29 protein-coding genes are annotated in these 26,226 nt (G+C 68.6%); 13 read left to right on the top strand and 16 right to left on the bottom strand.

The features are described from left to right. Positions 1–26 precede the first annotated feature (26 nt). Positions 27–665, top strand: coding sequence for a TetR/AcrR family transcriptional regulator (locus M8C17_RS11345; protein ID WP_252416401.1), 639 nt, complete (start codon positions 27–29; stop codon positions 663–665). A 488-nt stretch (positions 666–1,153) separates the two neighbouring features. Here the strand turns inward: M8C17_RS11345 and M8C17_RS11340 are convergent, their stop codons facing one another. Then, on the bottom strand, positions 1,154–2,089 hold the full coding sequence (locus tag M8C17_RS11340) for a cyclase family protein (protein ID WP_252416400.1): 936 nt from the start codon (positions 2,087–2,089) through the stop codon (positions 1,154–1,156). 166 nt (positions 2,090–2,255) lie between these two features. Here M8C17_RS11340 and M8C17_RS11335 point away from each other — a divergent pair, with 166 nt between their 5' ends. After that, on the top strand, positions 2,256–2,567 hold the full coding sequence (locus M8C17_RS11335) for an NIPSNAP family protein (RefSeq protein WP_252416399.1): 312 nt from the start codon (positions 2,256–2,258) through the stop codon (positions 2,565–2,567). A gap of 108 nt (positions 2,568–2,675) precedes the next feature. Here the strand turns inward: M8C17_RS11335 and M8C17_RS11330 are convergent, their stop codons facing one another. The 4 genes from M8C17_RS11330 to M8C17_RS11315 form a co-directional block, all read right to left on the bottom strand. Next, positions 2,676–3,044, bottom strand: a complete 369-nt coding sequence (locus M8C17_RS11330; protein WP_252416398.1) for a YciI family protein — start codon at positions 3,042–3,044, stop codon at positions 2,676–2,678. Between the two features lie 206 nt (positions 3,045–3,250). Further along, on the bottom strand, positions 3,251–4,114 hold the full coding sequence (locus tag M8C17_RS11325) for a TIGR03620 family F420-dependent LLM class oxidoreductase (protein WP_252416397.1): 864 nt from the start codon (positions 4,112–4,114) through the stop codon (positions 3,251–3,253). Between the two features lie 154 nt (positions 4,115–4,268). Continuing rightward, positions 4,269–4,793 (bottom strand): hypothetical protein, encoded by a 525-nt coding sequence (locus tag M8C17_RS11320; protein ID WP_252416396.1) that lies wholly within the window; start codon positions 4,791–4,793, stop codon positions 4,269–4,271. Between the two features lie 141 nt (positions 4,794–4,934). Then, complete coding sequence (locus tag M8C17_RS11315) at positions 4,935–5,402, bottom strand: cupin domain-containing protein (RefSeq protein WP_252416395.1); 468 nt, start codon at positions 5,400–5,402, stop codon at positions 4,935–4,937. 111 nt (positions 5,403–5,513) lie between these two features. On the opposite strand from M8C17_RS11315, the gene M8C17_RS11310 reads away from it, so the two are divergent. Beyond that, positions 5,514–5,990, top strand: a complete 477-nt coding sequence (locus tag M8C17_RS11310) for an Rrf2 family transcriptional regulator (RefSeq protein ID WP_252416394.1) — start codon at positions 5,514–5,516, stop codon at positions 5,988–5,990. A 72-nt stretch (positions 5,991–6,062) separates the two neighbouring features. Here the strand turns inward: M8C17_RS11310 and M8C17_RS11305 are convergent, their stop codons facing one another. Further along, positions 6,063–6,905 (bottom strand): PhzF family phenazine biosynthesis protein, encoded by an 843-nt coding sequence (locus tag M8C17_RS11305; RefSeq protein WP_252416393.1) that lies wholly within the window; start codon positions 6,903–6,905, stop codon positions 6,063–6,065. Between M8C17_RS11305 and M8C17_RS32285 the strand changes: the two genes are divergently transcribed. Beyond that, positions 6,870–7,169 carry a hypothetical protein gene (locus tag M8C17_RS32285; RefSeq protein ID WP_374558264.1) on the top strand — a complete coding sequence of 100 codons (300 nt, stop codon included), beginning with the start codon at positions 6,870–6,872 and terminating at the stop codon, positions 7,167–7,169. The genes M8C17_RS11305 and M8C17_RS32285 overlap by 36 nt on opposite strands. 44 nt (positions 7,170–7,213) lie before the next feature. Here the strand turns inward: M8C17_RS32285 and M8C17_RS11300 are convergent, their stop codons facing one another. Then, complete coding sequence (locus M8C17_RS11300; protein ID WP_252416392.1) at positions 7,214–8,332, bottom strand: NAD(P)/FAD-dependent oxidoreductase; 1,119 nt, start codon at positions 8,330–8,332, stop codon at positions 7,214–7,216. On the opposite strand from M8C17_RS11300, the gene M8C17_RS11295 reads away from it, so the two are divergent. Further along, positions 8,273–9,088, top strand: a complete 816-nt coding sequence (locus tag M8C17_RS11295) for a TetR/AcrR family transcriptional regulator (RefSeq protein WP_252416391.1) — start codon at positions 8,273–8,275, stop codon at positions 9,086–9,088. The genes M8C17_RS11300 and M8C17_RS11295 overlap by 60 nt on opposite strands. Positions 9,089–9,105: 17 nt before the next feature. Here M8C17_RS11295 and M8C17_RS11290 read toward each other — a convergent pair whose 3' ends face one another. From M8C17_RS11290 to M8C17_RS11280, 3 genes are all read right to left on the bottom strand, one after another. Beyond that, entirely contained in the window at positions 9,106–10,071 is a 966-nt protein-coding gene (locus M8C17_RS11290) for a CU044_5270 family protein (RefSeq protein ID WP_252416390.1), read from the bottom strand. 18 nt (positions 10,072–10,089) lie between these two features. Beyond that, on the bottom strand, positions 10,090–10,659 hold the full coding sequence (locus M8C17_RS11285; RefSeq protein ID WP_252416389.1) for an RNA polymerase sigma factor: 570 nt from the start codon (positions 10,657–10,659) through the stop codon (positions 10,090–10,092). Positions 10,660–10,737: 78 nt separating this feature from the next. Then, positions 10,738–11,544, bottom strand: a complete 807-nt coding sequence (locus tag M8C17_RS11280) for an inositol monophosphatase family protein (RefSeq protein ID WP_252416388.1) — start codon at positions 11,542–11,544, stop codon at positions 10,738–10,740. Positions 11,545–11,650: 106 nt separating this feature from the next. Between M8C17_RS11280 and M8C17_RS11275 the strand changes: the two genes are divergently transcribed. The 3 genes from M8C17_RS11275 (at position 11,651) to M8C17_RS11265 (ending at position 12,836) form a co-directional block, all read left to right on the top strand. Further along, a complete protein-coding gene (locus M8C17_RS11275) occupies positions 11,651–12,043 on the top strand; it encodes a hypothetical protein (RefSeq protein ID WP_252416387.1) in 393 nt (130 codons plus the stop codon). A gap of 117 nt (positions 12,044–12,160) precedes the next feature. Beyond that, positions 12,161–12,448, top strand: a complete 288-nt coding sequence (locus M8C17_RS11270; protein ID WP_074310625.1) for a hypothetical protein — start codon at positions 12,161–12,163, stop codon at positions 12,446–12,448. Positions 12,449–12,623: 175 nt separating this feature from the next. Next, positions 12,624–12,836, top strand: a complete 213-nt coding sequence (locus tag M8C17_RS11265; protein WP_252416386.1) for a DUF1737 domain-containing protein — start codon at positions 12,624–12,626, stop codon at positions 12,834–12,836. A 178-nt stretch (positions 12,837–13,014) separates the two neighbouring features. Here the strand turns inward: M8C17_RS11265 and M8C17_RS11260 are convergent, their stop codons facing one another. Further along, positions 13,015–13,800, bottom strand: a complete 786-nt coding sequence (locus M8C17_RS11260) for an ATP-grasp domain-containing protein (protein ID WP_252416385.1) — start codon at positions 13,798–13,800, stop codon at positions 13,015–13,017. Positions 13,801–14,078: 278 nt separating this feature from the next. Between M8C17_RS11260 and M8C17_RS11255 the strand changes: the two genes are divergently transcribed. Then, positions 14,079–15,410 carry a low temperature requirement protein A gene (locus M8C17_RS11255; RefSeq protein WP_252416384.1) on the top strand — a complete coding sequence of 444 codons (1,332 nt, stop codon included), beginning with the start codon at positions 14,079–14,081 and terminating at the stop codon, positions 15,408–15,410. Positions 15,411–15,444: 34 nt separating this feature from the next. Here M8C17_RS11255 and M8C17_RS11250 read toward each other — a convergent pair whose 3' ends face one another. After that, a complete protein-coding gene (locus M8C17_RS11250) occupies positions 15,445–16,380 on the bottom strand; it encodes a hypothetical protein (protein WP_252416383.1) in 936 nt (311 codons plus the stop codon). 347 nt (positions 16,381–16,727) lie between these two features. Here M8C17_RS11250 and rph point away from each other — a divergent pair, with 347 nt between their 5' ends. The 3 genes from rph to M8C17_RS11235 all read left to right on the top strand — a co-directional run bounded on the left by rph (position 16,728) and on the right by M8C17_RS11235 (position 21,590). Beyond that, positions 16,728–19,325, top strand: coding sequence for a rifamycin-inactivating phosphotransferase (gene rph, locus M8C17_RS11245; protein ID WP_252416382.1), 2,598 nt, complete (start codon positions 16,728–16,730; stop codon positions 19,323–19,325). A gap of 100 nt (positions 19,326–19,425) precedes the next feature. Continuing rightward, positions 19,426–20,049: a hypothetical protein gene (locus tag M8C17_RS11240; RefSeq protein ID WP_252416381.1), complete on the top strand. Its 624-nt coding sequence runs from the start codon at positions 19,426–19,428 to the stop codon at positions 20,047–20,049. A 104-nt stretch (positions 20,050–20,153) separates the two neighbouring features. Next, complete coding sequence (locus tag M8C17_RS11235) at positions 20,154–21,590, top strand: serine/threonine-protein kinase (protein WP_252416380.1); 1,437 nt, start codon at positions 20,154–20,156, stop codon at positions 21,588–21,590. Between the two features lie 90 nt (positions 21,591–21,680). Here the strand turns inward: M8C17_RS11235 and M8C17_RS11230 are convergent, their stop codons facing one another. Beyond that, entirely contained in the window at positions 21,681–22,658 is a 978-nt protein-coding gene (locus M8C17_RS11230; protein WP_252416379.1) for a glycoside hydrolase family 11 protein, read from the bottom strand. Here M8C17_RS11230 and M8C17_RS31860 point away from each other — a divergent pair. After that, a complete protein-coding gene (locus tag M8C17_RS31860) occupies positions 22,657–22,785 on the top strand; it encodes a hypothetical protein (RefSeq protein ID WP_256482527.1) in 129 nt (42 codons plus the stop codon). The two genes, M8C17_RS11230 and M8C17_RS31860, sit on opposite strands and share 2 nt — an antisense overlap. A gap of 397 nt (positions 22,786–23,182) precedes the next feature. Here M8C17_RS31860 and M8C17_RS11225 read toward each other — a convergent pair whose 3' ends face one another. The 3 genes from M8C17_RS11225 to M8C17_RS11215 all read right to left on the bottom strand — a co-directional run bounded on the left by M8C17_RS11225 (position 23,183) and on the right by M8C17_RS11215 (position 26,196). After that, positions 23,183–24,442 carry a nucleotide disphospho-sugar-binding domain-containing protein gene (locus tag M8C17_RS11225; RefSeq protein ID WP_252416378.1) on the bottom strand — a complete coding sequence of 420 codons (1,260 nt, stop codon included), beginning with the start codon at positions 24,440–24,442 and terminating at the stop codon, positions 23,183–23,185. A gap of 139 nt (positions 24,443–24,581) precedes the next feature. After that, a complete protein-coding gene (locus tag M8C17_RS11220; protein WP_252416377.1) occupies positions 24,582–25,520 on the bottom strand; it encodes an NADP-dependent oxidoreductase in 939 nt (312 codons plus the stop codon). A gap of 37 nt (positions 25,521–25,557) precedes the next feature. After that, a complete protein-coding gene (locus M8C17_RS11215; protein ID WP_252416376.1) occupies positions 25,558–26,196 on the bottom strand; it encodes an HD domain-containing protein in 639 nt (212 codons plus the stop codon). Between the last annotated feature and the right edge of the window lie 30 nt (positions 26,197–26,226).

Raw genomic sequence — 26,226 nt, 5'->3', positions numbered from 1 at the left:
CCCACTCACCTCGCTATGATGGGCGCATGACCCCAACGCCGTCGGCCTATCACCAGCGCGTGGCGCAGGAGAAGCGCGCGCTCATCGTGCAAGCCGCTACTGAGCTTTTCCTGCAGTTGGGCTACGACCGGGCATCACTAGCGCGTGTTGCCGAGAGCGCCGGGGTGTCGAAAGCGACGCTGTTCAAGCAGTTCCCGACTAAGGCGGCATTGTTCGATGCCATCGTCATCGACTCGTGGGCCGAGAACGAGGTCGCCGACGTGCCGCCCGCCGGTGACCTGACGGCTGGCCTGACGGTGCTCGGCCGGCGCTACGCGACGCTGTTGAGCCAGCCGGAGATGACCGACCTGTTCCGCATCGTCATCGCCGAACTGCCACGCTTTCCCGAACTGGCCAAGGCACATTTCTCACGCGGCAAACTGCCATACTTCGAGTCCGTCCGGATCTACCTCTTGACCGAGCGCGACGCGGGAGCCGCGGACATCGCTGACCCGGAGATGGCCGCTACGCAGTTCCTCGGGATGATCTCCAACTACCTGTTCTGGCCGAGCCTTTTGCTCCCGGACTGGACGGTGACCCCTGCCCGCACGACCGCGGTTGTGGACGAAGCCGTCCGCACCATGGTTGCCCGGTATGGCACCGATGTTGACCGCCCGGGCCCGTGAGTTCGTTACCGCATCTGCCGCCGACCGTGCGCGCTGCCCCTCGGCGCCCCGGTCGCGTTGACTAAACGTCGGCCTTGCACTGCTCGATGAAGACGTGCCGAAGCGGAGCCCCAAGGCGCCTGGGCGACGCCAGGGCCACCGGCCCGGGATCGGGGGAGCAGGGTGGGAGCAACCGGGTGTCCTGAACGGCGTTGAACTGCGTCCAACGGCATCGAACGGGGCCCAACTCACCCACCCCTGCCTCCGGCTCCACGTTGCCGCAGGTCAGAGTCGGTGCGGCGTCCTGTTTCACACCCAAGAGGTCGCTGGTTCGATACCAGCATCGCCCACGCAGGTCAAAGGCCACTTCCCGGAAACGGGAGGTGGCCTTTCTGCTGTCGTGCGGCAGCTTCGTACAGCAATCGTTGTGTGCGGGCACTACCGGGACTGTCGTGCACCTGACGGACGTGCTGAGGATCCAGGACCTTCGCCAGGCGTGTGCACCGCGGTCAGAATGTGGCGAGCGGGTTGACCGGGCTGCCGGACGTACCGGCGAAACGGACCGGCGCGACTGCGAGGTGGAAGTCCCACTGGCCGAGCTCGGCAGCCGTTGTCGCGCACATCTCCAGGTCGCAGTTGTCGAGCATCCACAGACCCATCGCGACGAGGCTCACGGCGTGGACGGGCATCAACACGTCTTCGTACCCCGACGGCTGAACGTCCTGAGGGGTGTCGGCGCCGATCAGCGCGACGTCGCGTTCGTGTAGCCACGGCAGGCAGGACGCGTGCCAGCCGGCCTGCGTGAAACCGCCGGACTCGCCGGCCTCGTGCCGGAAGCGGCCATAGCCGGTCCGCAGGAGTACCGCATCGCCGGACCGCACCCTTACACCCTGGCGACGCTCGGCCTCCTCGAGGTCGTCGGGAAACACACCCTGCCCCGGTTCCAACCACGGCACACCGCGGGCCCTCGCGACGTCCAGCAGAACACCACGCGTGATGATTCCGTTCGCCGCCGCCGTGACGGCCGCCCACGCCGAACCCGTCGCGGCGTCGACCAACGAGTGCGACCGCCCGTTGTACATCGTGCCGTCCCAGTAGATGTGGCACGGCGAGTCGACGTGGGTGAGGGTGTTGCCGTGGAACGTGATGCCGAGCCGCTCGGACGAGAAGCCCCAGCGCCGGTCGGCGTGGAAAGCGGTCGGCATGTTCTCGGCACCCGGCATGTCGGCGGCGCACGGGCACGTCGTCGTCGACCGCTCCATGTCTCGCGGTACGGCAACCTCCCATGCGCAGGACACGCTCCTGCCGTGGCGCACGGCCCGCGCCGCCGCCAGCCGGACGTCGTCGGTGATGTGGTTCAGGGTTCCGAGCTCGTCGTCGTCGCCCCACCGTCCCCAGTTCGACAGCGTGTCGAAGTACCCGAGCACGTCGTCCTGCGTGGGCATCGGTCGCCCTGCCGTCATCTCAGCATCGCCCCCTCCGTCACGCGGCGGCTGGTCAAACTCACCGCAGCCCCAAGTGTCTCTGCCAACCGGCGACGACAGCGTAGTGTCTGCCGCCGACCGTGCGGTCGTGTGCGATTGTGGGAGCACCGGCCCGTATGGTGGCGCCATGATCACCTGCGTCGTGCACTACACCATCGACCCCGCGCAGATCGAGGCGTTTGAACGCTTCGCCCGTGCGTGGATGCGGCTGGTGGCCAAGCACGGTGGTGTGCACCACGGCTACTTCCTACCCGCCGAGGGAGCCAGCGACCGGGCCGAGGCGCTTTTCAGTTTCGAGAGCCTGGCAGCCTACGAGCGTTACCGCGCACGGTTCGGCAATGACCCGGAGTTCGTCGAGGCTGACAGCATCCGCGACGACTCGGGTTGTGTCGTGCGGTACGAGCGAACGTTCATGCGCCCGCTCCTGCCGACTGATTGAGCGCGCATCCGTCCGCCGCGATCCGTGTGTGGTGTGGACCCGATGTCGACGCTGTTGATGATGGTGACCGTCTCTCCCGTCACTGGCTCCCGGGCCAGAACCGACTCGTCACCTGTCAGCCTGGCGAAGCATCGCGTCTGTTTCGGGATCGGGCATGAGCTCCCGAACCTCTTGCGCGCAGCGGCAAGAGTCGGCAACTTTGGCAGCCCACGTCAGCGCCTCCTCGCGTGAGGAGACGTCGACGACAACGAACCCGCCAATGACCTCCTTGGTCTCCGGGTAAGGGCCATCGGTGACCGTCCCGTCCGTGGCCACGACGCTCGCCCTCTGGCGTTCGAGTCCAGCGCCGAACACAAAGACGCCGGCGTTCACGGCCTCCTGGACCACCGCGTGCGAGGCCTTGCCCACGTCGGGCCAATCCGCGTCGGGGATGTGGTCCATCGCGCCGTCATTGAACGAGATCAAGTACCGCGTCATCCCATGACTCCCTTGTCACTGCCCGGGCGGCTCGACCGGCGGTATAAGCCAGCCGTTCCTTTCGCAGAGTTTCCCAGCCGACTGTCTGGCACGGGAAGGCGTGGCCGGTGGCAGTTGGCAATCGGGGCCAAGATAGATCCACCAGCCACCCTCAGAGCCGATGGCAGCGCTGTGGGAGGGCGGTCGAACTCCCAGGGGACAAACGGTCAGATCAAGACCGCGGCGAGAGCGCGGAACGCGTCGGCGGGGAATGCCGTGACGTCGCCGCCGTTGAGTACCTGGACCGCCACCTCGTCCGCGCCGGCCTGGTAGTGCTTCTCCAGTCCGACCGCGACCTTTTCGGCCGTGCCCCACGGGATCAGGGCGTCGACGAGGCGGTCGCTGCCGCCTCCAGCGAAGTCCTCGTCGGTCCAGCCGAATCGCCGCAGGTTGTTGGTGTAGTTCGGCAGTGCGAGGTATCCGCTCGTGTATTGCCGGGCCGTGGCGCGCGCGGTGGTGGCGTCCGCTTCGAGCACCACTGCGACCTCGGGAGCGAGCAGCCGGTCGGGTCCGAGTGCCGCTCGGGCCTCGGCGGTGTGCTCGGCAGGGACGAAGTACGGGTGCGCCCCTGCTGAACGGTCGCGGGAGAGCTCGAGCATCCGCGGGCCGAGCGCGGCCAGGACCCGCCGCTCGGGAGGTAGCCCGGCAGCGTCGAGACCGTCGAGGTACTCCACCATCTTTGAGTACGGCTTGCGGTAGGCGGTGCCGCCGCCTTCGACCAGTACCGCGTGGCTGGCACCGAGACCGAGCAGGAACCGGCCGGGATGGGCCTGCTCCGCGTCCTGGGCGAACGCCGCCACCTCCGGCGGCGACGAGTGCCAGATGCTCACAATCCCCGACGCGACCCCGATACGCGTGGTGCCGTCCAGGATCTCCCGGAAGCGTGGGGCGACGTTCTCCTCGAAGCCGCCGGAGAACCAGAGCCGTGAATAGCCGAGTTCCTCCAGCTCGGTCGCGGCGTCGATGGCCGCGCCCTGACTCTCGCTAGCAAGGAAGAACGGTTGCCATACGCTGACGAGTCGTTGTGCCATACCGGAACACTACGCATCAACTCCTGTAGGAGCGCGGCGCCGCACCACCACACCGGTACCTCCTTGGGTGCCAAGATGATTGGTAAGCGTCTCGTCCGCAGTCTGAACTGAGCTGATCAGGGAGTGTCCGTCGCCCAGGACCGACTGAAGTCGGTCAATGCTTGCGGCGTAGTTCGCGCAACACGCCGTGCCGGCGTGCGGCCCACGCGAGGCGCCGGACGCTCGGGTGCCGTACGAACAGCACCGCCGCCCGGCGGATCAAGCCGAACCGGTTGTCGCTCACCTGGTTGTCAATCGCCTGCCAGATCAGCTCGCGCACCTTGGCGTTGTCCAGCACCGCCCGTATCTCACGTCGCACCGTGGGATCCTCGGCCGCCGAAGCGATGGCGGCAGCCAGGCCCGGCCGGTCCGCAAGCGGCTCGACCACCGCCGCGACGAGCGGCCTCCGCACCTCGTCCTGTTCAAGCAGCAGCAACACAGCTTCCCGGATCTCGATCGTGTCCAGGCCGGACCGCAGCAGGCTCAACAGGCTGCGCTCAACCTCGCGGTCATGATCCGGGACGGACAGCGTGGCCAGCAGCGCCGCGACCTCGTCGAGGTCGATGAGGTGTCGCACTCCGGTGCGGAACTCCGGCAGCTCCCACGCAACCTGCAGAGCCTTCACGAGGTTGCGGTTCATGAGCCATCCGCTACCCGGAACCGACAGGCGGCGAAACCCCGCGACCTATCCGGTCCAACGCATCAGCCACGAGCCGGGCTGCCAAGGTGAACCATGGCTCGCCCAGCCCGCGAGTCTCCTGACGTGCCGTCACTCAGCCAGTTACCCGCGTCGGCCCGCCCACACCGGGCTGTCCACGTAGTGGTTGTCGTAGCGGTCCTGGGTCTCGCCGACTTCCTGCCAGGTGGCTTCGCCCTGGTGCACCTTGTCGAGCAGCCGGTAGTAGTCGAACCGGGGCTTACCGGGGGTGATCACGACGAGGAAGTCGACGTCCTGGCCGTCGGCGGGGGCGAAGGCGTGCGGGGTGTTCGGCGGGACGAAGAGCGCATCTCCCTTGTGCAGGGTGTGCAGTTCGTCGCCGACGAGCATCTCGAGGGCGCCGTCGAGCACGAAGAACAGCTCGCCGGAGTGGGTGTGCAGGTGCGGTGGCGCGCCGGCGGTGCCGTGCTTGAGCAGGGTGCGGTTGCTGGTCAGGGCGCCGCCGGTGTGCTCGGGGTCGAGGAGCAGCGTGATCACGCTGGCCGGGTCACTGTCGAGAACCTCGGCCTGGGCTGCGCGTACCAGTGTCATTGTCGGCTCCTTCGTTGATCGCTTGGTTCTAGACACTAGATGTCCAGGATCACTCGGCGCCAGTACTTATGGCGGGCGCCACAAATTTGTGGACATGTAGAGTCCAGGACTATGCGGATGAGTCAGGGCGTCGAGTGGGCCCTCCACACGTGCCTCAACCTGAGCTGGCTGGACACTCCGGTGCCAACCGGCACCCTGGCGGCGTTCTACGAGCTGCCGCCGGCGTACCTGAACAAGCAGCTCCAGGCCCTGGTCCGGGCCGGGATCCTGACGTCGACCTCGGGGCCGCGCGGCGGCTTCCGGCTGGCCCGGGCGCCGGAGGCGGTCTCCCTGTTGGACATCGTGGTCGCGATCGAGGGCCCGGAGGAGCTGTTCCAGTGCGACCAGATTCTCCGCAAGGGGCCGGGGGAGCACGGCGGCGTGGACTATCGACAGTCCTGCGCGTTCGCCCAGGCCATGCGGGGTGCCGACCTGGCCTGGCGGCGGGAGCTGGCCGGCAGGACTGTGGCTGACGTCCGGGCCGACGTCGAGCACGGGCACCCCGAGGCCGCGGCGAACACCCGGACCAGGATCGCGGAGCTGCGCTAGGTGAGACAGACGAGCGGCCGCACAACGTGGTCGCGTGGCGCGGCACTCCCCTTGTACCGAGGAGCGGGGTCCCTACCCGGCGAGGACAACGGCGGTGCCGGTGACCGCGATGCCGGTTCGGGGTTCGGCGGGGATCCCGACGGTCAGGACGCTGGGACGGCCCAGGTCCTGGCCCTGGTGCACGGTGACGGTCAGGGGTGGGGCGACCAGCCCCAGCTCCCGTAGATAGCCGCCGAAAGCGGCGGCTGCGGCACCAGTGGCGGGATCCTCCACGATGCCGCCGGGTGGGAACGGGTTGCGCGCGTGAAATATCCGGGGGGACTCACGCCACACCAGGTCGATGGTCGTCCAGTCGCGCTGCGCCATCAGCGTGGCCAACGCGTTCATGTCGTAGTCCAGTTCGGCGAGCCGTTGTCGGCTCGCCGCGGCCACGACGGGATGCCAGGCGCCGGCGAAGGCGACTCGGGGCGGCAGCGTCGCGTCGAGGTCGCCTGGTGCCCATCGCAGCGCCTCGAGCAGCGCCGCCAGATCACTGGCAGCGATGGGCTTGGTCTGCGGTTCCACGCTGATCAGCGTCGCCGTGGTCGTGCCGTCCGGCGCCGAGGCGGTGGAGACCTCGACCAGCCCGGCCCGAGTGTCGAAGTGCAGGACCCCGGGGCCGTGCCGCTCGGCGTAGGCGGCGGCCGAGGCAATGGTCGCGTGTCCACAGAACGGCACCTCGGCCAACGGGCTGAAGTAGCGCACCTCGAAGCGCCGATTGCCGCGAGGCACGAGGAACGCCGTTTCGGAGTACCCGATGTCAGCGGCCACCCGCAGCATCTCGGCGTCACCGACCCCGGTGGCGTCGAGTACGACACCGGCCGGGTTGCCGCCCGCCGGATCGGCGCTGAACGCGGCGTAGCGCAGAATCTCCATGATCACGACCGTACCGCCCGCTGTCGCCGTCCAACCTGCGCCACCCATCGCGACCGGCGGAGGGTTGTCGTCGACGCCGTCACCGTTTCGCTGTCGGAGCGTCCCCTGCTCGTCGTCAACCTCAACGAAGGGTACGAGACAGGTCCGTTCAGGGCACTGCCACGGCAGGTCCAGGCGATCGAGAACAACCTGTCGATCGCCAACATGGACTTCCACGAGTTTGCGCGGTCGGCAGGACCGGACGGCGTCTTCCGAGGCTTCTGAGCGCGCCGCCCCCGCAGGCACCTGCGCACTGACCAGGCTTGCGGCTAGGAGACCTCTTCGGTGGGCCGTGGCGTGAAGAAGCGGACGATGTCGTCGGCTGCGGTGGGGGACAGCATCATTGCCTGGACTCGTGCGGACATTTCGGCGATCGGGTGGGTCCTGGTGAACATCGCCTCCTCGTACCTCCGGATCGCCGAGTCGGGGTCGGCGGGGCCGGCGGCGAGTTCGGCGGCGAGTTCGGCGGCGTCGAGCATGGCTTGGTTGGCGCCCTCGCCGACCGGCGGCATGAGGTGCGCGGCGTCACCGATGAGGGTGATGCCGGGCTGGTGGGCCCAGCGCGTATCGGTGGGCATCGCCTCGATCCTGCGGGGGGTCGGCGGGCCGTCCCCGGCTTCGATGAGTGCGGTGAGGTCTGGGTTCCAGCCGTCGAACATGTCCAGCAGAGCGCGCTTGCTGCGGTAGGTGTCCATGGGGCGATCGTCAGCGCGTAGGGAGATCCCGACTCGGATGCTGCCGTCGCCGAGGCGTTGGGCTGCCAGGATCTGGTTCACGCCGATGCACCAGAGGTTGCCGGGGCCGACCAGATCGGCGAGATCCGGGTGGCGGCGGTCGGCGTCGCTGATGCCGAGCTCCACCAAGGTGGCCACGGGGGACAGTGTCGCGTCGGTCAGCAGCGACCGGACGACCGAGCGTGCGCCGTCCGCGCCGATGAGCACGTCGCAGTCGGCGCTGTGGCCGCCGTCGAACGTCAGCCCGAAGCCTCCGCCGGGTCGTGGCGTCGCCGCGACGAGCCGGTGCTGCCACACGACGGTGTCGGCGGGGAGTGAATCGAGCAGAAGATCACGCAGTGCGCTGCGGTCGATCTCGGGGCGTCCGGAGAACGAGCCGGGTTGTGGCTTGTGGTGCACGAGGATGCGTCCGGCCGGGTCGAGGATGCGATGTTCCTCCCCCTCCGGCCGTGCCCCGGACCGGAATCGGCCGGCGAGACCCGCCGCGGCCAGGGCCTTCTGCCCGGACTCCGGGTGCAGGTCGAGCGATCCGCCCTGCGATCGCGCGGATCGGCTTGCCTCACGTTCGTACACCACCGCGCCGATGCCGTGCCGATGCAGGATCCGGGCCAGTGTCAGGCCGCCGAGGCCACCGCCGGCAATCCCGATACGCATCATCATCTCCCTTACCGTACGCTGTATCTTATGGATACGCCGTACGGTAGCGCGTCGCTGCCCGTCTGGGAACGGCCCGAGCCCCAGCCGCGGGTGGCGCCGGTGCGGCTGAGCCGCGCGAAGATCGCCGCCACGGCGATCCGGCTCGCCGACGCACACGGCCTCGACGGGCTGTCGGTACGAAAGATCGCCAAAGAGCTCGGCGTCGGTCCGATGCGGCTCTACGACTACGTGACCAACCGATCCGAGCTGCTCGATCTGATGGTCGACACCGTGTACGCCCAGATCGCCGAGGCTGGCCAGCACCCCGAGTGGCGCACCAGGGTGCTGGCCCTCGCCCAGGCGACCCGCAAAGCCGCCCTCGCCCACGAGTGGTTCGCCGACCTGCTCGGCGGGAGGCCACACCTCGGACCTCACGCGCTCGCCGTGGGCGAATCGACCGCGGCGGCGCTCAGCCAGGCCCCCGGCGTGCGCGGCATCGACGATCTCCAGCGGGCCGTGGGCGCCCTCAACGCGTACATCGTCGGAGCGCTCCGAAGGGAGATCACCGAGCGACGCACCGCCCGCTCAACCGACACCGACGTGTCCGCTTGGCAGGCCGCCCTCGGGCCCTACCTGACACGCATGCTCGAGACAGGCCGCTATCCCACCGTCGCCCGGCTCGTCATCGACGGCGCCCACCTCAACGCCGAGGAAACCTTCCACCACAACCTGATCACCATCCTGGACGGCATCACCAGACATCCGCACACGTGACGCGGGCCCATCACTGATCAGGGCAGTTGGCCCGGCCGGTCGACGATGGCGACCCGGAGTGGCGCGGCGGCTGAATAGAGCGACTCCTTGCCGTTGCGCACCACAGACAAGCGGGTGCCGAGGTAGACGTGGGTATCCCGGTCGAAGATGAAGTCGTTGTTACCGCCGATCACACCGGGCATTCGAATCGCCACCCCATGCCGGCCGGCGGCGTCCACCACGTCGCCCGATATGACGACCGCTCCGGGCTCCCGCGCCAGCAATTCGAACAGCGCCGCCAGCGCTCGGGGCGGCACATAGCCTCTGAGCATCGACCGCGCGGTGGTGTACGCCATGCTTTCGTCCCCGTAGACGGCCTCCTCATCGGCTCCTTCGGGGAGATTCAGGTCGACCGGGTGTTCCCGGAGGTGTCGAAGCAGCTCGTCCGGGTCGGTGGGCAGATCGCCGTGGTACGCGGGCGACGGGAGTTCGTCGAGTTCCTTGTCGGGATTTGCGGGATCGTTCGGGCGGAGCACCTTCAGTTCGCTCCACCCGTTCGGATCGGTCCCTGGCCGGTAACGTGCCTGCGTGTGCGCCACTCCGCCGGCCGACTGCCAGATCTGCGTCCGTACGGTGGTGTACGGGCCGCTGTCCGGCAATTCCCGCGTCGTCGCCAGGACTTCCGTGAAGACGTACTGGTCGGGTCGGGCGGTGAGCTCGGGCTGCTGCCGGGCGGCATCGGCCGCCATACGGAGGATCTCCGACGCGCTGGCCGTAGGCGGCCGCTGGTTGCCCACCCTCATCGTCTGGACCGCCAGAGCACCGACGGTCAGTGCGACTGCCAGCCCGAATGCTCCGGCGATGCGCCAACCGTTCAGGAACCGGGTACGGCGTCCGACCGGACGGACCGCCGGAACCACCTCGGACCGCCGGACGACGTGTGCCGTCAGATCCGTGAGGAGTTGCTCCTCGAAACCGTGCGGCGACTGCTCGATCTTGTTCATGGCGTCATCTCCGTCTCGTCAGGCGAGGGTGGTGGCCGGGTAGGCGAGCACGGCGCGGACGGCACGACGGGCACGATGCAGGCGGACCCGAGCCGCGACCGGGGTCATCCCGAGCGCGGTCGCCGCCTCCGCGACGGTGAGGCCGTCCACGGCGACGAGCTCGACCAGCGCCCGGGTGCCCTCGGGTAGCTCGCTCAGCGCTCGATGGGTACGGCGGGCCGCCGACTCGGCGTCGATCCGCTCCTCGATGCGGGCGATGTCGTCAGGGCCCAGATCCCGTCGTCCGGCCAGTCGGCCGGTCACCCGCAGCCGTTGGGCCGCCCGACGCCGTTCGTCGCCGATGACGTTGCGGGCCACTCCGAACAGCCAGCCGATCTGGCTACCCCGGTCTGGCCGGTAGCCGGCCGCCGATTCGATCACCGCCAGGAACACGTCGGCCGTCAGGTCGGCGGCCAGGTGTGGGTCGTCGACCCGCCGTGCCACGAAACGGCCCACCGCCTCCAGGTGCCGCCGGTAGAAGACCTCGAAGGCCACGGGGTCGACTCCGATGCCGGAGATGTCACCCTCCGCTGGGCTGGGGTCATTCACAGGCCGTCCTCTCTCGTAGCGGCTACACCCCTACTTCGTCAGACGGACCGCCGGTGTTACCGAAGCGTCCGGACCGGCTCAGTTCCTCCCGATGGGCTGGTTCCGGATGAGAGTCAGCAGGGCAGCATGCGTCTGCTCGTCGGCCGCCACGACAAGGCCGTCCACATCGGCGCGGATCGGCTGGCCGTCGATCCCGGTGACCACACAACCGGCGGCCTGACAGAGGGCGATTCCAGCCGCGAAGTGAACGCTGTCGCGCAGGTGGTGGCCATCCGTGACGTAGGCGGCGCGGCGACCGGCAGCGACCCAGGCCACGGCCAGGGTGGTGGAGACCACGCGCGGGCGGAACTGTTCGATGAAGCCCTGGTCAGCGAGCATCCGGGCGGCCAGGAAAACGTCCCTGTTGGGAAACGGCGGGTCAAGATTGACGTCGACCAGCCTCGACTCGGCCGACGGTTCGAGTCGCTCGTCCATCTCACCGCGCCGGACATACGCGGCGGTGCCGTCGGTCCAGAAAACCTCACCGCTGAACGGATCCGCCGAGGCGGCCACGGCAACGTGCGTCCCGGTTCGCAGAGCGACGTTCACCGAGGCAAGCATGTTCCGCGCGGCGTAGTTCAGTGTTCCGCACAACGGGTCGACCAGCCACGTACGTCCGTTCTCGCCATTTCCCGTGCGCCCGCTCTCCTCACCCAGCACGACGTCCTGCGGGCGGGCCGCGCGCACGACGGCGAGGATGGCCTGCTCAGCCTCGATGTCGGCTGTGGTGGCGAAGTCGCCTACGGTCTTCTGGAAACGTGTCAGCGGTGAGCCGTATCGAGAGCGGACGACCGCAGCTCCGGCTTCCGCCGCCTTGATGACCAGCGCCTGGTCCGTGATCGACATGCTCGAACGATAGTTGCCGTAGGGGTTACCGAGCACGGCCGCAAGCGGTCGAAGTTCGCCGATACGGCTCCTGCGGAGACCATGTCGGATGACCAAGACTGAAGCGATGTCGACAGGTATCGGAGGCGCGCCACGCACCCAGGTGGCAATCACCGCTCTGCTCATCGTCGCCGGCGTGCTCATCCTCTTCGTCCCCGCCGGTGACGAGGGTCCAGTCCTCGTGCCGGTCAGCGAAGGTCACGGACTGTCCGCGGTGGACGGCGTCGGCGCGGTACTGCTGGCGGTGGGCGGTACCTGGCTGGAAGTGCTCGTGGTACGGCGCCTGCCGTACCTCGCCCTGCCCCCACGGGCCCTGTTCGGGCTCGGCCTGCTGGCCGGCCTCGGCATGGGGCTTCTGATCGCCTCGGTCTTTTCGGGATTCTTCTGGTGGTGGGCAGTCGGCGCCACCGCACTCGGCGTCGCCGTCCTCGTCCTCGTGCCCCTCACCGCACGCCGCTGAGGCTTGGTCAACCCAAGAGGGGCACGAGCAGATCAAGGCCACTCCCCGTGGCCGTTCGCGTCACCGCGCAGGTGTCGTGGCGCCAACGAACGCAAATCCGGGATAGGCTCGACGTATATGGCTACCTATCGCAGCGCCTCAGTGCTTCTCTCCTCAGACGGCACCAGGACCCCCGGCACCGCCGCGCTCTTCGCCGAGCCCGCCCGCAAGGGTGGGACCCCGCCGTGGGCCGGCGACTTCCGACCCGCCAACAGCGCCGGCAACGGCCCCAAGAACGCGGTCGGGAAGACCTTTACCTTGGAGCTGCCCGACGGCAGCACCGGCAAGGTCGTGGTCCAGAGCCTCAAGAGCGGTAAGGGTGGCGTCGTGCTGGCGTTGATGGGCGAGGACGCACCCCCCTTCTGATCGGGAGACTGATCACCGCCGACGCCATCGGCTGAAGACAGCCGGTGTGCGACCCTGCGATGCGATGCGATGCGATGCGATGCGATGCGTTCGGATGGTTGCCGGGCGCATTGCCTCACCCGTCGCTGGTCGCCACGACTGTTGCTCAGGCATGACCGAGCGGCACAATGCGACGGTGTCAGATCATTCCGAGCAGCTCGGCTACCGGCTCATCACCGGACCCGATGACGCTGACTTCTGTGCCCGCGTCAGCGGCCTCCTCGACCAGGGCTACCGGCTGTACGGCTCCCCAGCGCTGGCCTTCAACGGGGAACGCGTCATCGCCGCTCAAGCGTTGGTCCTGCCGAACGTCGCCGTGCCCGGGCCGGCCGAGGGCAGCCCCAGGTAGGGACGGGGTTTCCGCCCGCGCGAACGAGATGGCCGTACGTGCTCCGGGGGTCTGATGGCCGGCGCGGTGGAACCTGTCGTCGGTGAGCTGCGCGGCGGCGATGTCGGCGAGTCACCAGCGGGTTGCAAGGAACTCCGAGAGCAACGACTGCTATGGGCGAAATGACCGCCCGGAGGGCTCACCCGAGCGTTGGTGAGTCGAGGGGTAGTTGGGGCGGCTCAGGACGTCGGATGAACTGTCGGTCCCGCGCGCTGACCGAGGCCGTTGGACCGGCCGCTCGGAGTACGACATCGAGGACCAGATCTGGGTCTGAGACGTAGGCTCCGCTGGCCCACGCTGCGTTTGCCTCGATCACCCCCCACTTGCCGTTGATCAGTCCGACGTCAACCACGATGGCAGAGGGCAGTGTGTGCCCGTATCCCGCAAGGAGGTCGGCGCCGAAGGCCAACGCGTCGGTCGACGGGGGGCCGAGGTGTAACCGGCCGTGCGTGGCGTACTGGCTGCCCGCGTGGACGACACCGTCGAGCAGGTGTAGCCGGTACTCGGCCGTGAATTCCACGATGTCGCTGACGAGCACGGGAGTCCGTCGGTAGACAGCATCCGGGCCAGGCAGACGGGAACCGTCTGTGTAGATCATCGCGGGGATGCTCTTGTCGTTGGGTGACTTGATGAACGCCGGTCGGCGGAGTTCGTACGCCTCGCCGATGGCGACCAGGGTGATCTCCCGGCGGGTTAGTTCGCGGGGGAGCACGGTCAGCCAGCCAGGTCCAGCCTCCAGCGGCGCGATCCCGAGCAGCGGTGCGACAACGTCGGCGAAGCCGGGTCCCCCATGAAGGTGATCAGCCTCCATCCCGGCGGGTACTTCGAAGGTGCGGAGCTGGACGGTGCGTAGTCCGCGTCCACGAGCGGCGTCGCGCACGCTCTTAGCCGAGGCTGTCAGGCGCGGCGGCAGGACAAGTGTCACGGCCGATGATCCTGCCCCGAAACCCCGCCACCGCTACAGCGGTTATCGGGCGCTCCGGTGCTGCCGGCTTCGAATGGCGATCATGCGCTCGTGCTCGCGGCCTGCGGAGCCCGAGGAGTCACTACGGAGATCGGCTGAGGCGCTGGTCTTTCATTCGGATGGGCCTTGGTGACTCGCGCGTTTGCCCTCGTCGGCAGCGGGAAGGCAGCGCGGCGCAGTGCAGGCTCGCCAGCGAGGAGGCGCAGTGACCGTTCCGGTAGCACTTCGGCTCGTCGCCGATGGCCGTACCTGACTCGACCGCGTCGGGTCTACCGGCCAGATCTCTGCGCCCCGGGCTGCGGCCGGTCACCGAGAAGACGCGGGTCACCACCGCGGAGATCTTCTTCGACCTGGTCTTCGTCTTTGCCTTCATCCAGGTCACCACGCTCATGACGGCGGAGGACAGCCCCTTCGGCATAGTGCACGGGCTGCTGGTCCTGACCATGATGTGGTGGTCCTGGTCGCTCTTCGCCTGGCTCGGAAACCGGGTACGCGCGAACTACGGACTGTCCCGACTGGTGCTGCTGGCCGTGACGCCGGTGATGTTCGGGCTCGCGGTCAGCACCCGCGAGGCGTTCACCGACCTGCCCGGCGGGCTGTACTCACCCCTGGTCTTCGTCGCCTGCTTCGTCATCCTGCGCGTGTTGTACCTGGCGCTGCGCTGGTACGCCTCTCCCGCACTGTGTGGCCGGGACATGGTCGCGCTCGTCACGCCGATGCTGGTCGCCATCGTTCTGCTGCTGGCGGCGGCGCTGCTGCCCCGGTCCGGCCTCGACGAACGGACGGTGCAGATCGGTCAGGTTGTGCTCTGGGCGGTAGCCGTCGCCGTGGACTACGGGATCGGCCTGGCCGTGCGGGTCACCGAGCGCGCCATCTTCTCCGCGCGTCACTGGACCGAACGGCACGGCCTGATCATCATCGTTTCTCTGGGCGAGGTGCTGGTCGCGGTCGGCATCGCGGGAACGGACCTGCCCAACACCACTGGTCTGATGGTGGCCTCGGTGCTCGCTGTCGTGGTTGCCGGCGCGCTGGAATGGATCTACTTCGACCTCTCCGCGCTCGTCGGCGAACACGCTCTGCGCGAGGCCGGCCCGGCCCGCCGGGTGGTCCTCGCCCGGGACGCCTACAGCTACCTGCACCTGCCGATGATCGCGGGTGTGATCCTGCTGGCGGTCGGCCTGAAACACACCCCCTCGCTGATCGTCGCGGCGCACACCTACCGTCACGGCGACCCGCTCGACACGGTTGGCCGGTACGCCATGTACGGCGGGGTTGCCCTTTTCCTCGTGGCACACGCGGCCTTCCAGTGGCGGCTCAGCCGCACGGTACGTGTGGTCGTCTGGCCCCGCCTCGTCGCGGCCGCGGTGCTGCTCGCCATGCTGCCGGTCACCGGCCGCATCTCGGCCGCGCGGACCCTGGTATGGCTGGCGGTCGTGTGCCTCGTCGCCGCGGTGGTCGAGTTCATGGTCAGCCGTGGGCAGCGGCACCGGCTCCGCAGGGCGCTTGCCGAGGAGGCGGAGGAAACCGGGTCCGAGCGGGGCGAGCCTGGCCTCGGCGGGCCGTCCGGGTGACCACGTCGCCACCTACCAGCCGGAGTGGAACCTGTCACCGGCCGCAGGCTTTGCACGCGCCGCGGGTCCGCAGGTGGTAATCGCACGATCCTGCGAGAAGGCCGAGCCCGAGGATGCAGTACGCCGACATCGCCACCCAGAGAAACGTGTCGGAGAACTGGCTGATCGATCCCGATGTCAGCTGCACGAGCCCCATGCCGAAGTAGGCCACGATGCCCGCCCCGAGCCCGAAGCCGGGCACCAGCAACAGCAGACGAGGGATCCTGCGGCCGGCGAGCAGCGGCACCCACTCCGGCCAGATCTCGCCCCAGCGGTGTACCAGTGCCAGCGGCAACAGCACTCCGGCCAGCAACAGGCCGATCTCCAGGCCGATCACCGAGGCGTCCTGGGTAAGGCCGTCGAATCCCACCATGGCCTGGGCGGCGAAGCGGGTGACGAGGCCGGCTACTGCGGCGTACGCGGCCCAGCGCGCCCACCGAGCAGGTGTCGAGCGCCGGTGACCCGGTCGGAGCGTCCGGCAGCAGTCCGGACAGTCGCCCCGGGTGCGCCGCTGATAGCGGGCGGTGGCCAGACCGAGCAGGACCGCTCCGGTGGCACAACCGAGCCGGCTGGAGAACGCTACCGGGTCGAAGTACGGGCCGACGGTGAACAGCAGGAAGCCCACCAACTCCGGCAGCAGGATCCCGGCAGCCGCGACCAGTGCCCCGACGAATGTCCAGGCGACTGCCGCAAGCACCGGCCGCCATGTCGCCACCCGGTTCAGAGCAACCGCCAGGACACCCGCCGCCACGCACAACGCCACCGACCGCCAACCGGTGAAACCGAGCAGGTCCGACCCGAACGGCCCGAACTCCGGAGCCTCGCCGACGGTCCACGCCAGACGCACGCCCCCGTATGCCACGGCCCAGCCGAGCAGTGCGTACGTCAGGCTGTGGCCCGTCCTGCGAGCGATCGATGCCGATGGCGTCATGCACCCGATCCTCCCGGCGCCCCGGCCCGGGCGGCCCCCGCCGGCAGGGGAAGGCACTCCCTCGCAGGAGGGAGGGCTGTTCCCATGATCACTGGGGAAAGGCAGACGGTAGTCGGCGGCGCGCGCTCTGGGAGTCGAGGAGCCCCGGATGTCCACGGAGCGCAGGAGCTTTTACGCGATCGTCGGCCTGCGGACGACACATGGCGAAGGCAAGGAGATCCTCTCCTTGCCACTTCTAACGTATAGCGCACCGGGGGGCTTGCGGCAAGACCCCTGTTGTGGCGCAGAATCGTCGGCCGAGGCCACGACCTGCGGAAAAGGGGCACCGACGTGCGCGAGGTATCCGAATGATCGAGCAGTACGTGTTGGATCTTCAAGACGTTGACGAGACGCAGGTTGCGGTCGTTGGCGGCAAGGGCGCGCACCTGGGTGCGCTGTCGCGGATCGACGGTGTCCGCGTACCGGCTGGCTTCTGCGTGACGACGGACGCCTTCCGGCGGATCATGGCGGAAGCTCCCTCGATCGGCGATCTGCTCGATCGGCTGTCGCGCCTGAACCCGGACGACCGGGAGGCGATCCGCACGCACAGTGAGGAGATTCGCCGGAGTATCGAAGGGACCGCCGTCCCGGGCGATCTCGCGGCGGCGATCACCGGCGCGCTCGCCCGGCTCGGCGAGCAGGCCGCCTACGCCGTCCGGTCGAGCGCGACGGCAGAGGACCTGCCGACGGCCTCCTTCGCCGGCCAGCAGGACACCTACCTGAACGTCATGGGGCCGACGGCGGTCCTGGAGCACGTCCGCCGATGCTGGGCGTCGCTGTTCACCGAGCGGGCGGTGACCTACCGCCTGCGGAACGGCTTCGACCACCGGACCGTCCACATGGCCGTGGTCGTGCAGCGGATGGTCTTTCCGCACGCCTCCGGAATCCTGTTCACGGCCGACCCCGTCACCGGCAACCGGAAGGTCGCCTCCGTGGAGGCCAGCTTCGGCCTCGGCGAGGCCCTGGTCTCCGGCCTGGTGAACCCGGACGTCTACAAGGTCCGCGACGGTGAGGTCGTCGCCAGGACGGTCGGCGCCAAGCAGCTCGCCATCCACGCCTCGCCGTCGGGCGGAACGCAGGAACAGGCGATCGACCCAGAGCGGCAGGAGCAGCCGGCGCTGACGGACGCGCAGGTCGTGCGGCTCGTGCGGCTCGGCCGGCGGATCGAGGCGCACTTCGGTCGCCCGCAGGACATCGAATGGTGCCTGGTCGACGATGACGTCCAGATCGTGCAGAGCCGGCCGATCACGACGCTGTTCCCCATCCCCGCGGCGCGTGACGCGGAGAATCACGTCTACCTCTCAGTTGGCCATCAGCAGATGATGACCGACCCCATGAAACCCCTCGGGCTCTCGTTCTGGCAGATGACGACCCCCGCGCCCATGGCCGAGGCCGGCGGCCGCCTGTTCGTCGACGTCACCCAGAGGCTGGCCTCGCCGACGAGTCGCGCCGGCCTCCTGGAGCTCGCGGGAAGATCCGATCCACTGACCGGGGACGCGCTGCAGACGATCATCGAGCGCGACGGCTTCATCCGGCCGCTGGATGACGAGGGTTCCCCCGCGCCACTGGTTGGCGGCGCGCCGACCTCGATCGAGACCGATCCGGCCATCGTCACCGAACTGATCGGGCGCAGCGAGGCATCCATCGCCGCCGCGAAACGTGACATCCGGACGAAGTCCGGTGAGGCCCTGCTCGACTTCATCCGGGCGGACATCCAGGAGCTGAGGCGGATCTTGTTCGATCCCCAGAGCCATCAGGTGTTCATGTCGGCGATGGAGGCCACGTGGTGGCTCAACGAACAGCTGGAGGCATGGCTGGGCGAGAAGAACGCGGCGGACACGCTCACGCAGTCGGTGCCCCACAACGTCACGTCCGAGATGGGGCTCGCGCTCCTGGGCGTCGCCGATGCCATCCGCCCACATCCGGACGTGGTGGCATTTCTCGAGCACGTCGACGACGAGGGGTTCCTGGACGAGCTGCCCAAGCTCGCGGGCGGGCGGGAAGCCCGCGACGCCATCGAGACCTGGCTCGACAGGTACGGCATGCGCTGCGTCGGCGAGATCGACATCACGCGGCCGCGGTGGAGTGAACGCCCCTCCACGCTCCTGCCCATGATCCTGGGCAACATCAGGAATTTCGAGCCCGGAGCCGGCGAGCGGCGCTTCGAACAGGGGCGGCAGGAGGCGTGGAAGAAGGAGCAGGAGCTGCTGGAACGTTTGCGGGCACTACCGGACGGCGAGCGCATGGCCGAGGAGACGAAGCGGATGATCGACCGGGTCCGGACCTTCATCGGGTACCGGGAGTATCCGAAGTACGGCATGGTCAGCCGCTACTTCGTCTACAAGCAGGCCCTGTTGGCAGAGGCCGAGCGTCTCGTGCAGGCCAACGTGCTCGCCGAGAGGGAGGACACCTTCTACCTCACGTTCCAGGAGCTCGACGACGTCGTGCGCACGAACCGCGTGGATGACAAGCTCATCGGCCGGCGCAAGGACGAGTTCAGGTCGTATCAGGCGCTCACGCCGCCCCGGGTGCTCACGTCGGAGGGCGAGGCCGTCGCCGGCGCGTACCGGCGCGACGACATGCCGCCGGGCGCGCTGATCGGCCTGCCGGTCTCCGCCGGGACCATCGAAGGGCGGGCCCGCGTCATCCTGGACATGGCACGGGCCGACCTCGAACCGGGCGACATCCTCGTCACCGCTCACACGGACCCGAGCTGGACGCCCCTCTTCGTCGCCATCGCGGGCCTCGTGACGGAGGTCGGAGGGCTGATGACACACGGCGCGGTGATCGCCCGCGAGTACGGCCTGCCGGCGGTGGTCGGCGTGGTCGATGCCACCCGGCTCATCCGGGATGGACAGCGGATCCGCGTGCACGGTACCGACGGGTACGTGGAGATCCTGCCGTGAACGGGCGTCAACGGCCGTGTCGGGGAAGTCTTCGCAGGTCAGGACCGTAACGATCTAGGACTGTCGATCACTTGGATCTTGTCGTACTAGTCTTCCCCGCATGGCCTTGCGACCGGACGAGTTTTTTGAGCATGCAGTCGCTGTCGCGGACAGCGAACGCCGACTTCCCCTGGCACGCATGACGGGATGGGAGATCAGTCCGTTCGAGCCGGACGGGCTTCGCGTAGCGCCGTTGCGTCCGCCGGTGCTCCCGGAGCCCGCCCGGCACGGCGAGGATCCGTCGGAGTGCGACGCCTGCCGCAACCGGGACGAAGGGATCTGGTTCAACGACAACTGGCGGCTGGTCCGGATCCCGGGAGTGGGCGTCCCGCTGGTGCTCATGCTGCATCCGCGCGATCACTACGACATGGCGGATCTGCCTGATGAGATGGCGGCCGAGCTGGGCCTGTTGAGTACGCGCATCGTCCGCCACATGCAGGCACTGCCGCACATCTCGCGGGCCCACGTCTACCGCATCGGAGATGGTGGCGCCCACCTGCATGTCTGGTTCTTCGCTCGGCCCGAGGGGCAGGCCCAGTTGTTCGGGTCGTGGCTGGTCGTCTGGGACGACCTGCTGCCGGAGTATCCAGCGGACGTCGCAGAAGCTGACGCTGACATCGTGGCGGACGCCCTGGTGGCGAGCCACGGAGGCCACCGGTCTCCTACCAGCGAACCGGCCGCCTGACTGGCCCGCTCCACGACCCGTTGTGTGCCGTGATCCGCTGGAGGCGGCGGCTGCGGACGGTGCTGCGTGCTTGAGATCGGCGAGTACGGGGTACCGAAAGCTTCATGCCGAGTGTGGGGCAACTCGTCGGAGACCGATACCGCCTGGTCGAGAGCATCGCCAGTGGCGGTATGGGCGACGTGTGGCGGGCGGTTGACGAAACACTGGACCGCTGCGTGGCCGTCAAGATGCTGCACCCTCGCCTGGTCTCCGACGCCGGCTTCGGCGAGCGGTTCCGCCGTGAGGCGCGCGCGATGGCGGCCCTGCGTCACCCGGGTATCGCCCAGGTCTACGACTACGGCGAGGCGTCCCGACCCGGGGCACCGGACCTCGCCTACATCGTGATGGAGTGCGTGCAGGGGCAGCCGTTGTCGGAGCGGATCGCCGAGGTTGGCCGGTTGGACCCGGCCGAGGCGATGTCGGTCGCCGCGCAGACCGCCCGCGCCCTGCAGGCCGCCCATGACGCCGGCGTCGTGCACCGTGACGTCAAGCCCAACAATCTGATCATCGAGCCCGACGGGCACGTCGTACTCGTTGATTTCGGCGTTGCCGTGACCCAGGAAGCGGCAAGCCTGACCGGAACGAACCAGGTCGTCGGCACCGCCCTGTACATGGCGCCCGAGCAGGTGTCCAGGAACGAGACCACGCCGGCGATCGACATCTACGCGCTGGGTGCCGTCATCTACCACTGCCTCGCCGGCAGACCGCCGCACCAGGGTGACAACGCCGTCGCGGTGGCGCTGCGGCACCTCGAAGACGAGCCGCCGCCGCTGCCGGAGGGCGTCCCGACGGAGGTACGGCAACTGGTGGCCACCGCCATGGCCAAGGAGCCCACTCGGCGGTTCCCGACGGCCGGGGACATGGCCACGGCGGCGCAGGCCCTCGCGGACCAGTCCGACCGACAGGTGCGGGCCGCTACCGCTGTGACCGTGACCGGGCCGCTGACCGCTCAGCCGGCCTCCCGGCGGTCGGCTCTCGGCGGTGCGATGAGCCGAGCCGGCGGTCCCGGACACAAAGCGCTCGCGGTGCTTCTCGGATCGATGGCCGCGGTGGCTGCCGTCCTGGTGCTCGCTGATCCCACCGGCATGATGCCGGGCCAGACCGGGCGACCGTCGGCGCCTCCCGCGGTGCCATCCGCGGTGCCGAGTTCGGTGCCGCCGTCAAAGGGCGGACCTGGCCCCGGCGCAGGTGGCGGCGAAGCGGCCACCCGCGATTCTGCCGGTATGCCGGCTCCAGCGTCCGGAACCCCGAGCCCGACGGCCACCCGTCCAGCAGCAGGGGAGGGGACGGCGAACCCCTCCACGCCCTCAGGCGAGACCAGTGTGGATGCGCCCGAGCCCACCACGTCCGAGAGCGCACCTCAGGAACCGACGGCGACGCCGACGGGCGACACGACGGCGGAACCGACCGGGGAGGCGACGGAGGAACCAACGGCGGACCCGACCGAGGACCCGACGGCGGAGGAATCGTCAGCCGGAGGGACCGCGGCACCGCGGGCGTAGTCGACGACGGCCGAAGGAGCTACCCGCAGACCCGGTGTGGCGCGACGGCCGAGGCCGCCGCGCCACAGGTTCGGTGCCGGTTGGTCGGCGTCAGCCGGTTCGGCAGGTGACCGTCGGCCAGGTCCAGTTGCCGTTGGCCATGATCGTTACCCCGAAGTTGTTGCCGCTGCCGTTCGGTCTGGCGGTGACGGTTCCGCTCGTGCCGGTGACGGAGGCGTTCCAACTGTTCTGCACGCTCTGGCCGCCGCCCAGGCCGAGGGTGACGACCCAGTTGCTGGCGCCGCTGACCGCGACGTTGAGGTTGAACCGGTCGTTCCACTGCTGCCCGGCGGACAGCGTCGCGGTGCAGTTGCCGCCTGGCGGGTTGCCGGTGGTCGGCCCCGGGCCGGGGGTGCCGCCACTGCCTTCCCTGACGGTGATGTCGGAGCTCCCGCTGCTCTGGTAGCCCTCGGTGGCGATGATCTGGTAGCTGTGGTTGGTGCCGAGGTTCAGGCCGGCGCGAGCCCAGGCGTCGAAGTGGTTGGCGGTGGTGATGGTGCCGCCGGTGCGCTTCTGCTGGCGGACGCTCCAGTACTGGTAGAACGTTTGGATGCCGTCGATGGACGGCTGGTTGACCCGCTGGGTGCGGTAGAGGTCGTAGGTGCCGCCGTCGCTGGTGACGGAGCCCACCCGGGTGGCGCCGGTGCTCGGGTTGTAGGTGCCGAAGTTCTCCACGACGTAGTACTCGATGAGCGGGTTCCGCGTCCATCCGTACAGGGCGAGGTAGCTGTTGCCGTTCGGGCTGTAGGTGCCCGAGTAGCTGATCGTCCTTCGGCTGCCGGTGGCCCAGCCCTTGCCGCCGACCCAGTTGTTGGTGCCGCTGCCCCACTGGCTGGAGTACCGGCCGTCGGCGCGCAACGTCATGCTGGCGTTGCCGCTGTCCTTCCAGAACGAGAAGAAGAATCCGTTGTGCGTGCCGGTGGTGTTCGAGCTGACGGTCCGGTCGGCCTCGGCGTACGCGTTGGTGGCCGTCACCGTGCCGGCGACGGCCAGCACTGCGGCGCACGCGGCACCGAGGAGCAGCCGCATGCGGCCGCGCCTCCTCGGTCTGGTGGGGGTGTGGTTCATGTCGGTCATGTGCGTGCTTCCTCCTCGTGACGGCTGGCGGGAGGCCAGCAGCGCGGTACGGCCCGGCGGGCTGTCGGTGGCCAGGTGACGGGTCGCCGGGCATGGCGTCGTGCCGCGCGTGGTGGTGGTTGACCGGTCGTCCTGCGCGACGACCGGAAGGGTGGGTCACGGTGGATCGCATTGACGGCGATAGAACGCTGTCGATGGGGACCGTATTGACCCAGCCGTCGCCTTGTCAACAATTTCCGGAAACATTGTGGCAACCCCGCGCGGTGGCAGGTCTCTTGCAAGAGCACATCCAGCCAGGCCAATAGTCATGCCGGGGTTGGTCAGTAGCTGGGGCGGTCGCACGGGAGTGCCGGTTGGAGGACCATCGTCCAGCCCGACCAGCCGAAAGTTACGATGATTTTCCGGACCGGGTGATGTCGTCACCGGGAGGCTGCGGTGGGAAGGGGTCTGGAGCAGGACGGTGGGTTGAACGCCCCTCAGCGGCGGGCGGACACATCGACGATGTCGGCGATCGCGTCGAACGGGTTGTACTGGCCGATCTCCTTGGCCATGATCCTGGCCTGGGATCGGTAGCCCGGGTCGTGCAGCACCGTCCGCACCGCGGCGCGCAACTCGGCCACCTCCGGCACGCGGGTGCGCAGGTTGACGCCGGTGCCGCTCCACTCGACGCGGGCGGCCACCTCCGGCTTGTCCTCGCTGGCACCGGCGACCACCAGCGGCACTCCGTGGTACAGGGCGGTCTGCACCCCGCCGTAACCGCCGTTGGTGACCAGTGCGTCGGCGTGTGGCAGCAGCCGATCGAACGGCACGAAGCTGGCCAGCCGCACGTTGTCCGGTACTTCGGCCAGGGCTCGGCGTACCAGCTCCGGCCCGTCCTCGCGTACGGTGGCGGCCACCACGAGGACGTCGAGGCCGGCGAGCGCACGCACCGTGGGGATGACCAGTTCGTTCAGATCGGTGTTGGCGACGGTTCCCTGGGTGACGACCACCACCGGACGGCCGGCCGACAGTTCGGGCCACCATGCCGGCTTCACGTAGTCGCCGCTGGCGGCTGGAGGAAGCGTACCGACGAACTGAACGTGCTCCGGAAGGTCGCTGCGGGGGTACTCGAAGCTGGGCACGGTCAACTGCAGGTAATGGTCGGTACGACGGAAAGGCGCGTCGAAAAGGTAGTCGGACATCGTCACGCCCACCGACTCGAGCGTCGCCTCGCCGAATGTCTGCAACTCGGCAAAGAGCCGGCGCACCTCAGCGTTCATCGCCCTGTTGCGGGCGCGTGCCTCCGCGCCTGGCGTTGGCAGGATGCCGGTGCCGAACGCGGGAGTGTCCTCGCTCTGGATCAGCAGGGGAACAGAGCCCAACGTCACGAGCGTCGGGCGTTCCGCCGGCGCCGTGGAGAGGCTGAGCACCGGTATCGACCAGAACCCGAGCTCACCGAGCACCACATCTGCGGGGAACGTCGCCAGCAGAGCCCGTAGACCCCGCACCTGCGCGGGCAGCTGGCCGAGGAAGAAGTTCTGGAAGTCGAAGGACAACTGGGCCGGTCCTGGTGGCAGCGCGGCCCGTGCCGGAAAGAGAGCGTCCAACGTGCGATCGTCGAGGTCGGCTTCCGGTGGTAGTGCCTGGAATCGCGCCCCGGTCGCCAGGGCGCGCTCCTCGAACCGGGATCCGGTGTAAACGACCACCTCGTGACCACGCCTGACCAGGTCCGCCGCGACGGTGAGGATGGGGCTCACATGTCCCTGAAAGGGGGTCGCTCCCACTATTACCTTGGCCATTCGTGTCTCCGCAATTCGAGGTTGTAGCCCGATCCGGCATTTCCGACGGTCTTGACCCAGGACACGGCCCGGCGCGCAACTGGCGTTCGCGCACTGGTCAGGAGTGCTGCGTTCCCTGCTCGTTCGCTACCTGAATGATCGTCTTGCCGGGCGTACGGCGGTGGCGGGAGAACGCGGACGCCGTTTCGGAGAGCGGTCGCACGGCGCCGACGATGGGGTTGAGCCGTCCGGTCCGGACGCGCTGGGCGAGGTCGGTCAACCGGGCGCGATCAGGTTCGACGACGAAGAAGATGGCTCGCCCGTCCCTGGGCTGCACGACAGGTGGCGTGGCGATGGTGACGAGGGTGCCGCCCGGGCGCACCAGTTCGGTCGATCGCGCGAGAACGTCGCCACCGATGACGTCGAACACCACGTCCACCTCGCCGACCTGCTGCAGATCGTCAACCTTGAGGTCGAGGAAGGCCTGCGCGCCGAGGCCGAGCGCGACATCACGGTCGTCGGCTCGGCCGGTGCCGATCACGCTGGCGCCCACCTCACAAGCGAGTTGGACGGCGATCGAGCCGACGCCGCCCGCGGCGCCGTGAATGAGGACGGTCTGGCCGGTCGTGAGGTGGGCGTGGTCGAAGAGGCCCTGCCAGGCGGTCAGACCGGAGATGGGCAGCGCGGCGGCAACGACGTGGTCGATGTCGGCCGCGAGGGGGGCGAGGTTGCGAGCCTCCACCGCGGTGTATTCGGCCAGGGATCCGTTGCGGGCCCAGTCGGTCAGCCCGAACACGCGCTGGCCCACGGTGAGGCCGGTCGTTCCGTAGCCGAGCTCGACCACGACACCGGACAGCTCGTGCCCAGGGATGCTGGGCGTCCGATCCCGGCCGGCGCGATCCGACCACGTTGCCGGCCAGTCGAGCTCTCCTGGGGTGAAGCCCGCGGCGTCCACGCGCACGATGACGTCGTTCTCCGCGGCGTGGGGATAAGGCATGTCGGTCAGGGTCAGGCCACCGACACCCGCGTCACGGTGGCGCGCGGTGATCGCTCGCATTCGCAAATCCTCTGTGTGTGATGTCCGGTCAGCTCGGTCAGCTCGGCCAGGGCGAGCCAACGATGCGCTCGACCGTCGTCGTGCGGCGAAAGTCGGGGATGAAGTGCTCGAGTATGTCGGAGTTCACGGTGCCGTTCGTGGTTTCGGGGCGGTTCTTGAGCCCCTCGAACTGGGCTCGCAGAAACTCTTTCTTGAAGTCCCCTCGCGGGTGGGCGGCCAGGATCTCGTCCAGCTGATCGTGTTCCAGTCCGTCCAGGCCCAAGCCGAGCACGTCGGTCAGGACGCCGAGCTGCGCGGTCGCGATTTCCGGTCCCATCCGATCAGGAACGCCCGGCGTGGTGTGCAGTGCAATTGCCGTCCAGACGGTCTCGGCGGCGACCATCGAGAAACCCCGGTCCAGAAGGAACTTGCGGGCGTGGTCGGCGCCATCGACCTCGAAGCGCTGCTCCACGTCGGAGAAGGGGGTCAGGAGGCCGGCGTCGTGGAACATGGCCGCCAGGTAGAGCAGCTCCGGGTCCGGTTTCACTCCGAGCCTGTGAGCGTGAATCAGACCGAAGAAGAAGACCCGCCGGGAGTGGTGATAGATGAGGGGGGTGGTCGTGTCCTGGATGAGCCTGGTCGCTTGGGCGACCGCCGCTGTCTCAGGAATCTCCAACCCCGCGATGACGTCTGGCATGACCTTTGACTCTCCGAAAACTGTGGTGGC

The organism is Micromonospora sp. RHAY321, assembly GCF_023896955.1.
Lineage (GTDB): Bacteria > Actinomycetota > Actinomycetes > Mycobacteriales > Micromonosporaceae > Micromonospora.
Note: the sequence above shows the minus strand (reverse complement) of the source record. Positions and strands in the feature narration are given on the sequence as shown.

What these genes read in the sequence shown, in the direction of transcription:
- M8C17_RS11215 (WP_252416376.1), bottom strand. Translation starts at nt 26,196, where the DNA reads ATGCCAGACGTCATCGCGGGGTTGGAGATTCCTGAGACAGCGGCGGTC.
- M8C17_RS11255 (WP_252416384.1), top strand. Translation starts at nt 14,079, where the DNA reads ATGGCCGTACCTGACTCGACCGCGTCGGGTCTACCGGCCAGATCTCTG.
- M8C17_RS11280 (WP_252416388.1), bottom strand. Translation starts at nt 11,544, where the DNA reads ATGTCGATCACGGACCAGGCGCTGGTCATCAAGGCGGCGGAAGCCGGA.
- M8C17_RS11240 (WP_252416381.1), top strand. Translation starts at nt 19,426, where the DNA reads ATGGCCTTGCGACCGGACGAGTTTTTTGAGCATGCAGTCGCTGTCGCG.
- M8C17_RS11230 (WP_252416379.1), bottom strand. Translation starts at nt 22,658, where the DNA reads ATGCGGCTGCTCCTCGGTGCCGCGTGCGCCGCAGTGCTGGCCGTCGCC.
- M8C17_RS31860 (WP_256482527.1), top strand. Translation starts at nt 22,657, where the DNA reads ATGCGGCCGCGCCTCCTCGGTCTGGTGGGGGTGTGGTTCATGTCGGTC.
- M8C17_RS11335 (WP_252416399.1), top strand. Translation starts at nt 2,256, where the DNA reads ATGATCACCTGCGTCGTGCACTACACCATCGACCCCGCGCAGATCGAG.
- M8C17_RS11290 (WP_252416390.1), bottom strand. Translation starts at nt 10,071, where the DNA reads ATGAACAAGATCGAGCAGTCGCCGCACGGTTTCGAGGAGCAACTCCTC.
- M8C17_RS11295 (WP_252416391.1), top strand. Translation starts at nt 8,273, where the DNA reads ATGCAGGATCCGGGCCAGTGTCAGGCCGCCGAGGCCACCGCCGGCAAT.
- M8C17_RS11330 (WP_252416398.1), bottom strand. Translation starts at nt 3,044, where the DNA reads ATGACGCGGTACTTGATCTCGTTCAATGACGGCGCGATGGACCACATC.
- M8C17_RS11340 (WP_252416400.1), bottom strand. Translation starts at nt 2,089, where the DNA reads ATGCCCACGCAGGACGACGTGCTCGGGTACTTCGACACGCTGTCGAAC.
- M8C17_RS11220 (WP_252416377.1), bottom strand. Translation starts at nt 25,520, where the DNA reads ATGCGAGCGATCACCGCGCGCCACCGTGACGCGGGTGTCGGTGGCCTG.
- M8C17_RS11270 (WP_074310625.1), top strand. Translation starts at nt 12,161, where the DNA reads ATGGCTACCTATCGCAGCGCCTCAGTGCTTCTCTCCTCAGACGGCACC.
- M8C17_RS11275 (WP_252416387.1), top strand. Translation starts at nt 11,651, where the DNA reads ATGTCGACAGGTATCGGAGGCGCGCCACGCACCCAGGTGGCAATCACC.
- M8C17_RS11300 (WP_252416392.1), bottom strand. Translation starts at nt 8,332, where the DNA reads ATGCGTATCGGGATTGCCGGCGGTGGCCTCGGCGGCCTGACACTGGCC.
- M8C17_RS11320 (WP_252416396.1), bottom strand. Translation starts at nt 4,793, where the DNA reads ATGAACCGCAACCTCGTGAAGGCTCTGCAGGTTGCGTGGGAGCTGCCG.
- M8C17_RS11235 (WP_252416380.1), top strand. Translation starts at nt 20,154, where the DNA reads ATGCCGAGTGTGGGGCAACTCGTCGGAGACCGATACCGCCTGGTCGAG.
- M8C17_RS11315 (WP_252416395.1), bottom strand. Translation starts at nt 5,402, where the DNA reads ATGACACTGGTACGCGCAGCCCAGGCCGAGGTTCTCGACAGTGACCCG.
- M8C17_RS11305 (WP_252416393.1), bottom strand. Translation starts at nt 6,905, where the DNA reads ATGGAGATTCTGCGCTACGCCGCGTTCAGCGCCGATCCGGCGGGCGGC.
- M8C17_RS11345 (WP_252416401.1), top strand. Translation starts at nt 27, where the DNA reads ATGACCCCAACGCCGTCGGCCTATCACCAGCGCGTGGCGCAGGAGAAG.
- rph (WP_252416382.1), top strand. Translation starts at nt 16,728, where the DNA reads ATGATCGAGCAGTACGTGTTGGATCTTCAAGACGTTGACGAGACGCAG.
- M8C17_RS11325 (WP_252416397.1), bottom strand. Translation starts at nt 4,114, where the DNA reads ATGGCACAACGACTCGTCAGCGTATGGCAACCGTTCTTCCTTGCTAGC.
- M8C17_RS11310 (WP_252416394.1), top strand. Translation starts at nt 5,514, where the DNA reads ATGCGGATGAGTCAGGGCGTCGAGTGGGCCCTCCACACGTGCCTCAAC.
- M8C17_RS11250 (WP_252416383.1), bottom strand. Translation starts at nt 16,380, where the DNA reads ATGACGCCATCGGCATCGATCGCTCGCAGGACGGGCCACAGCCTGACG.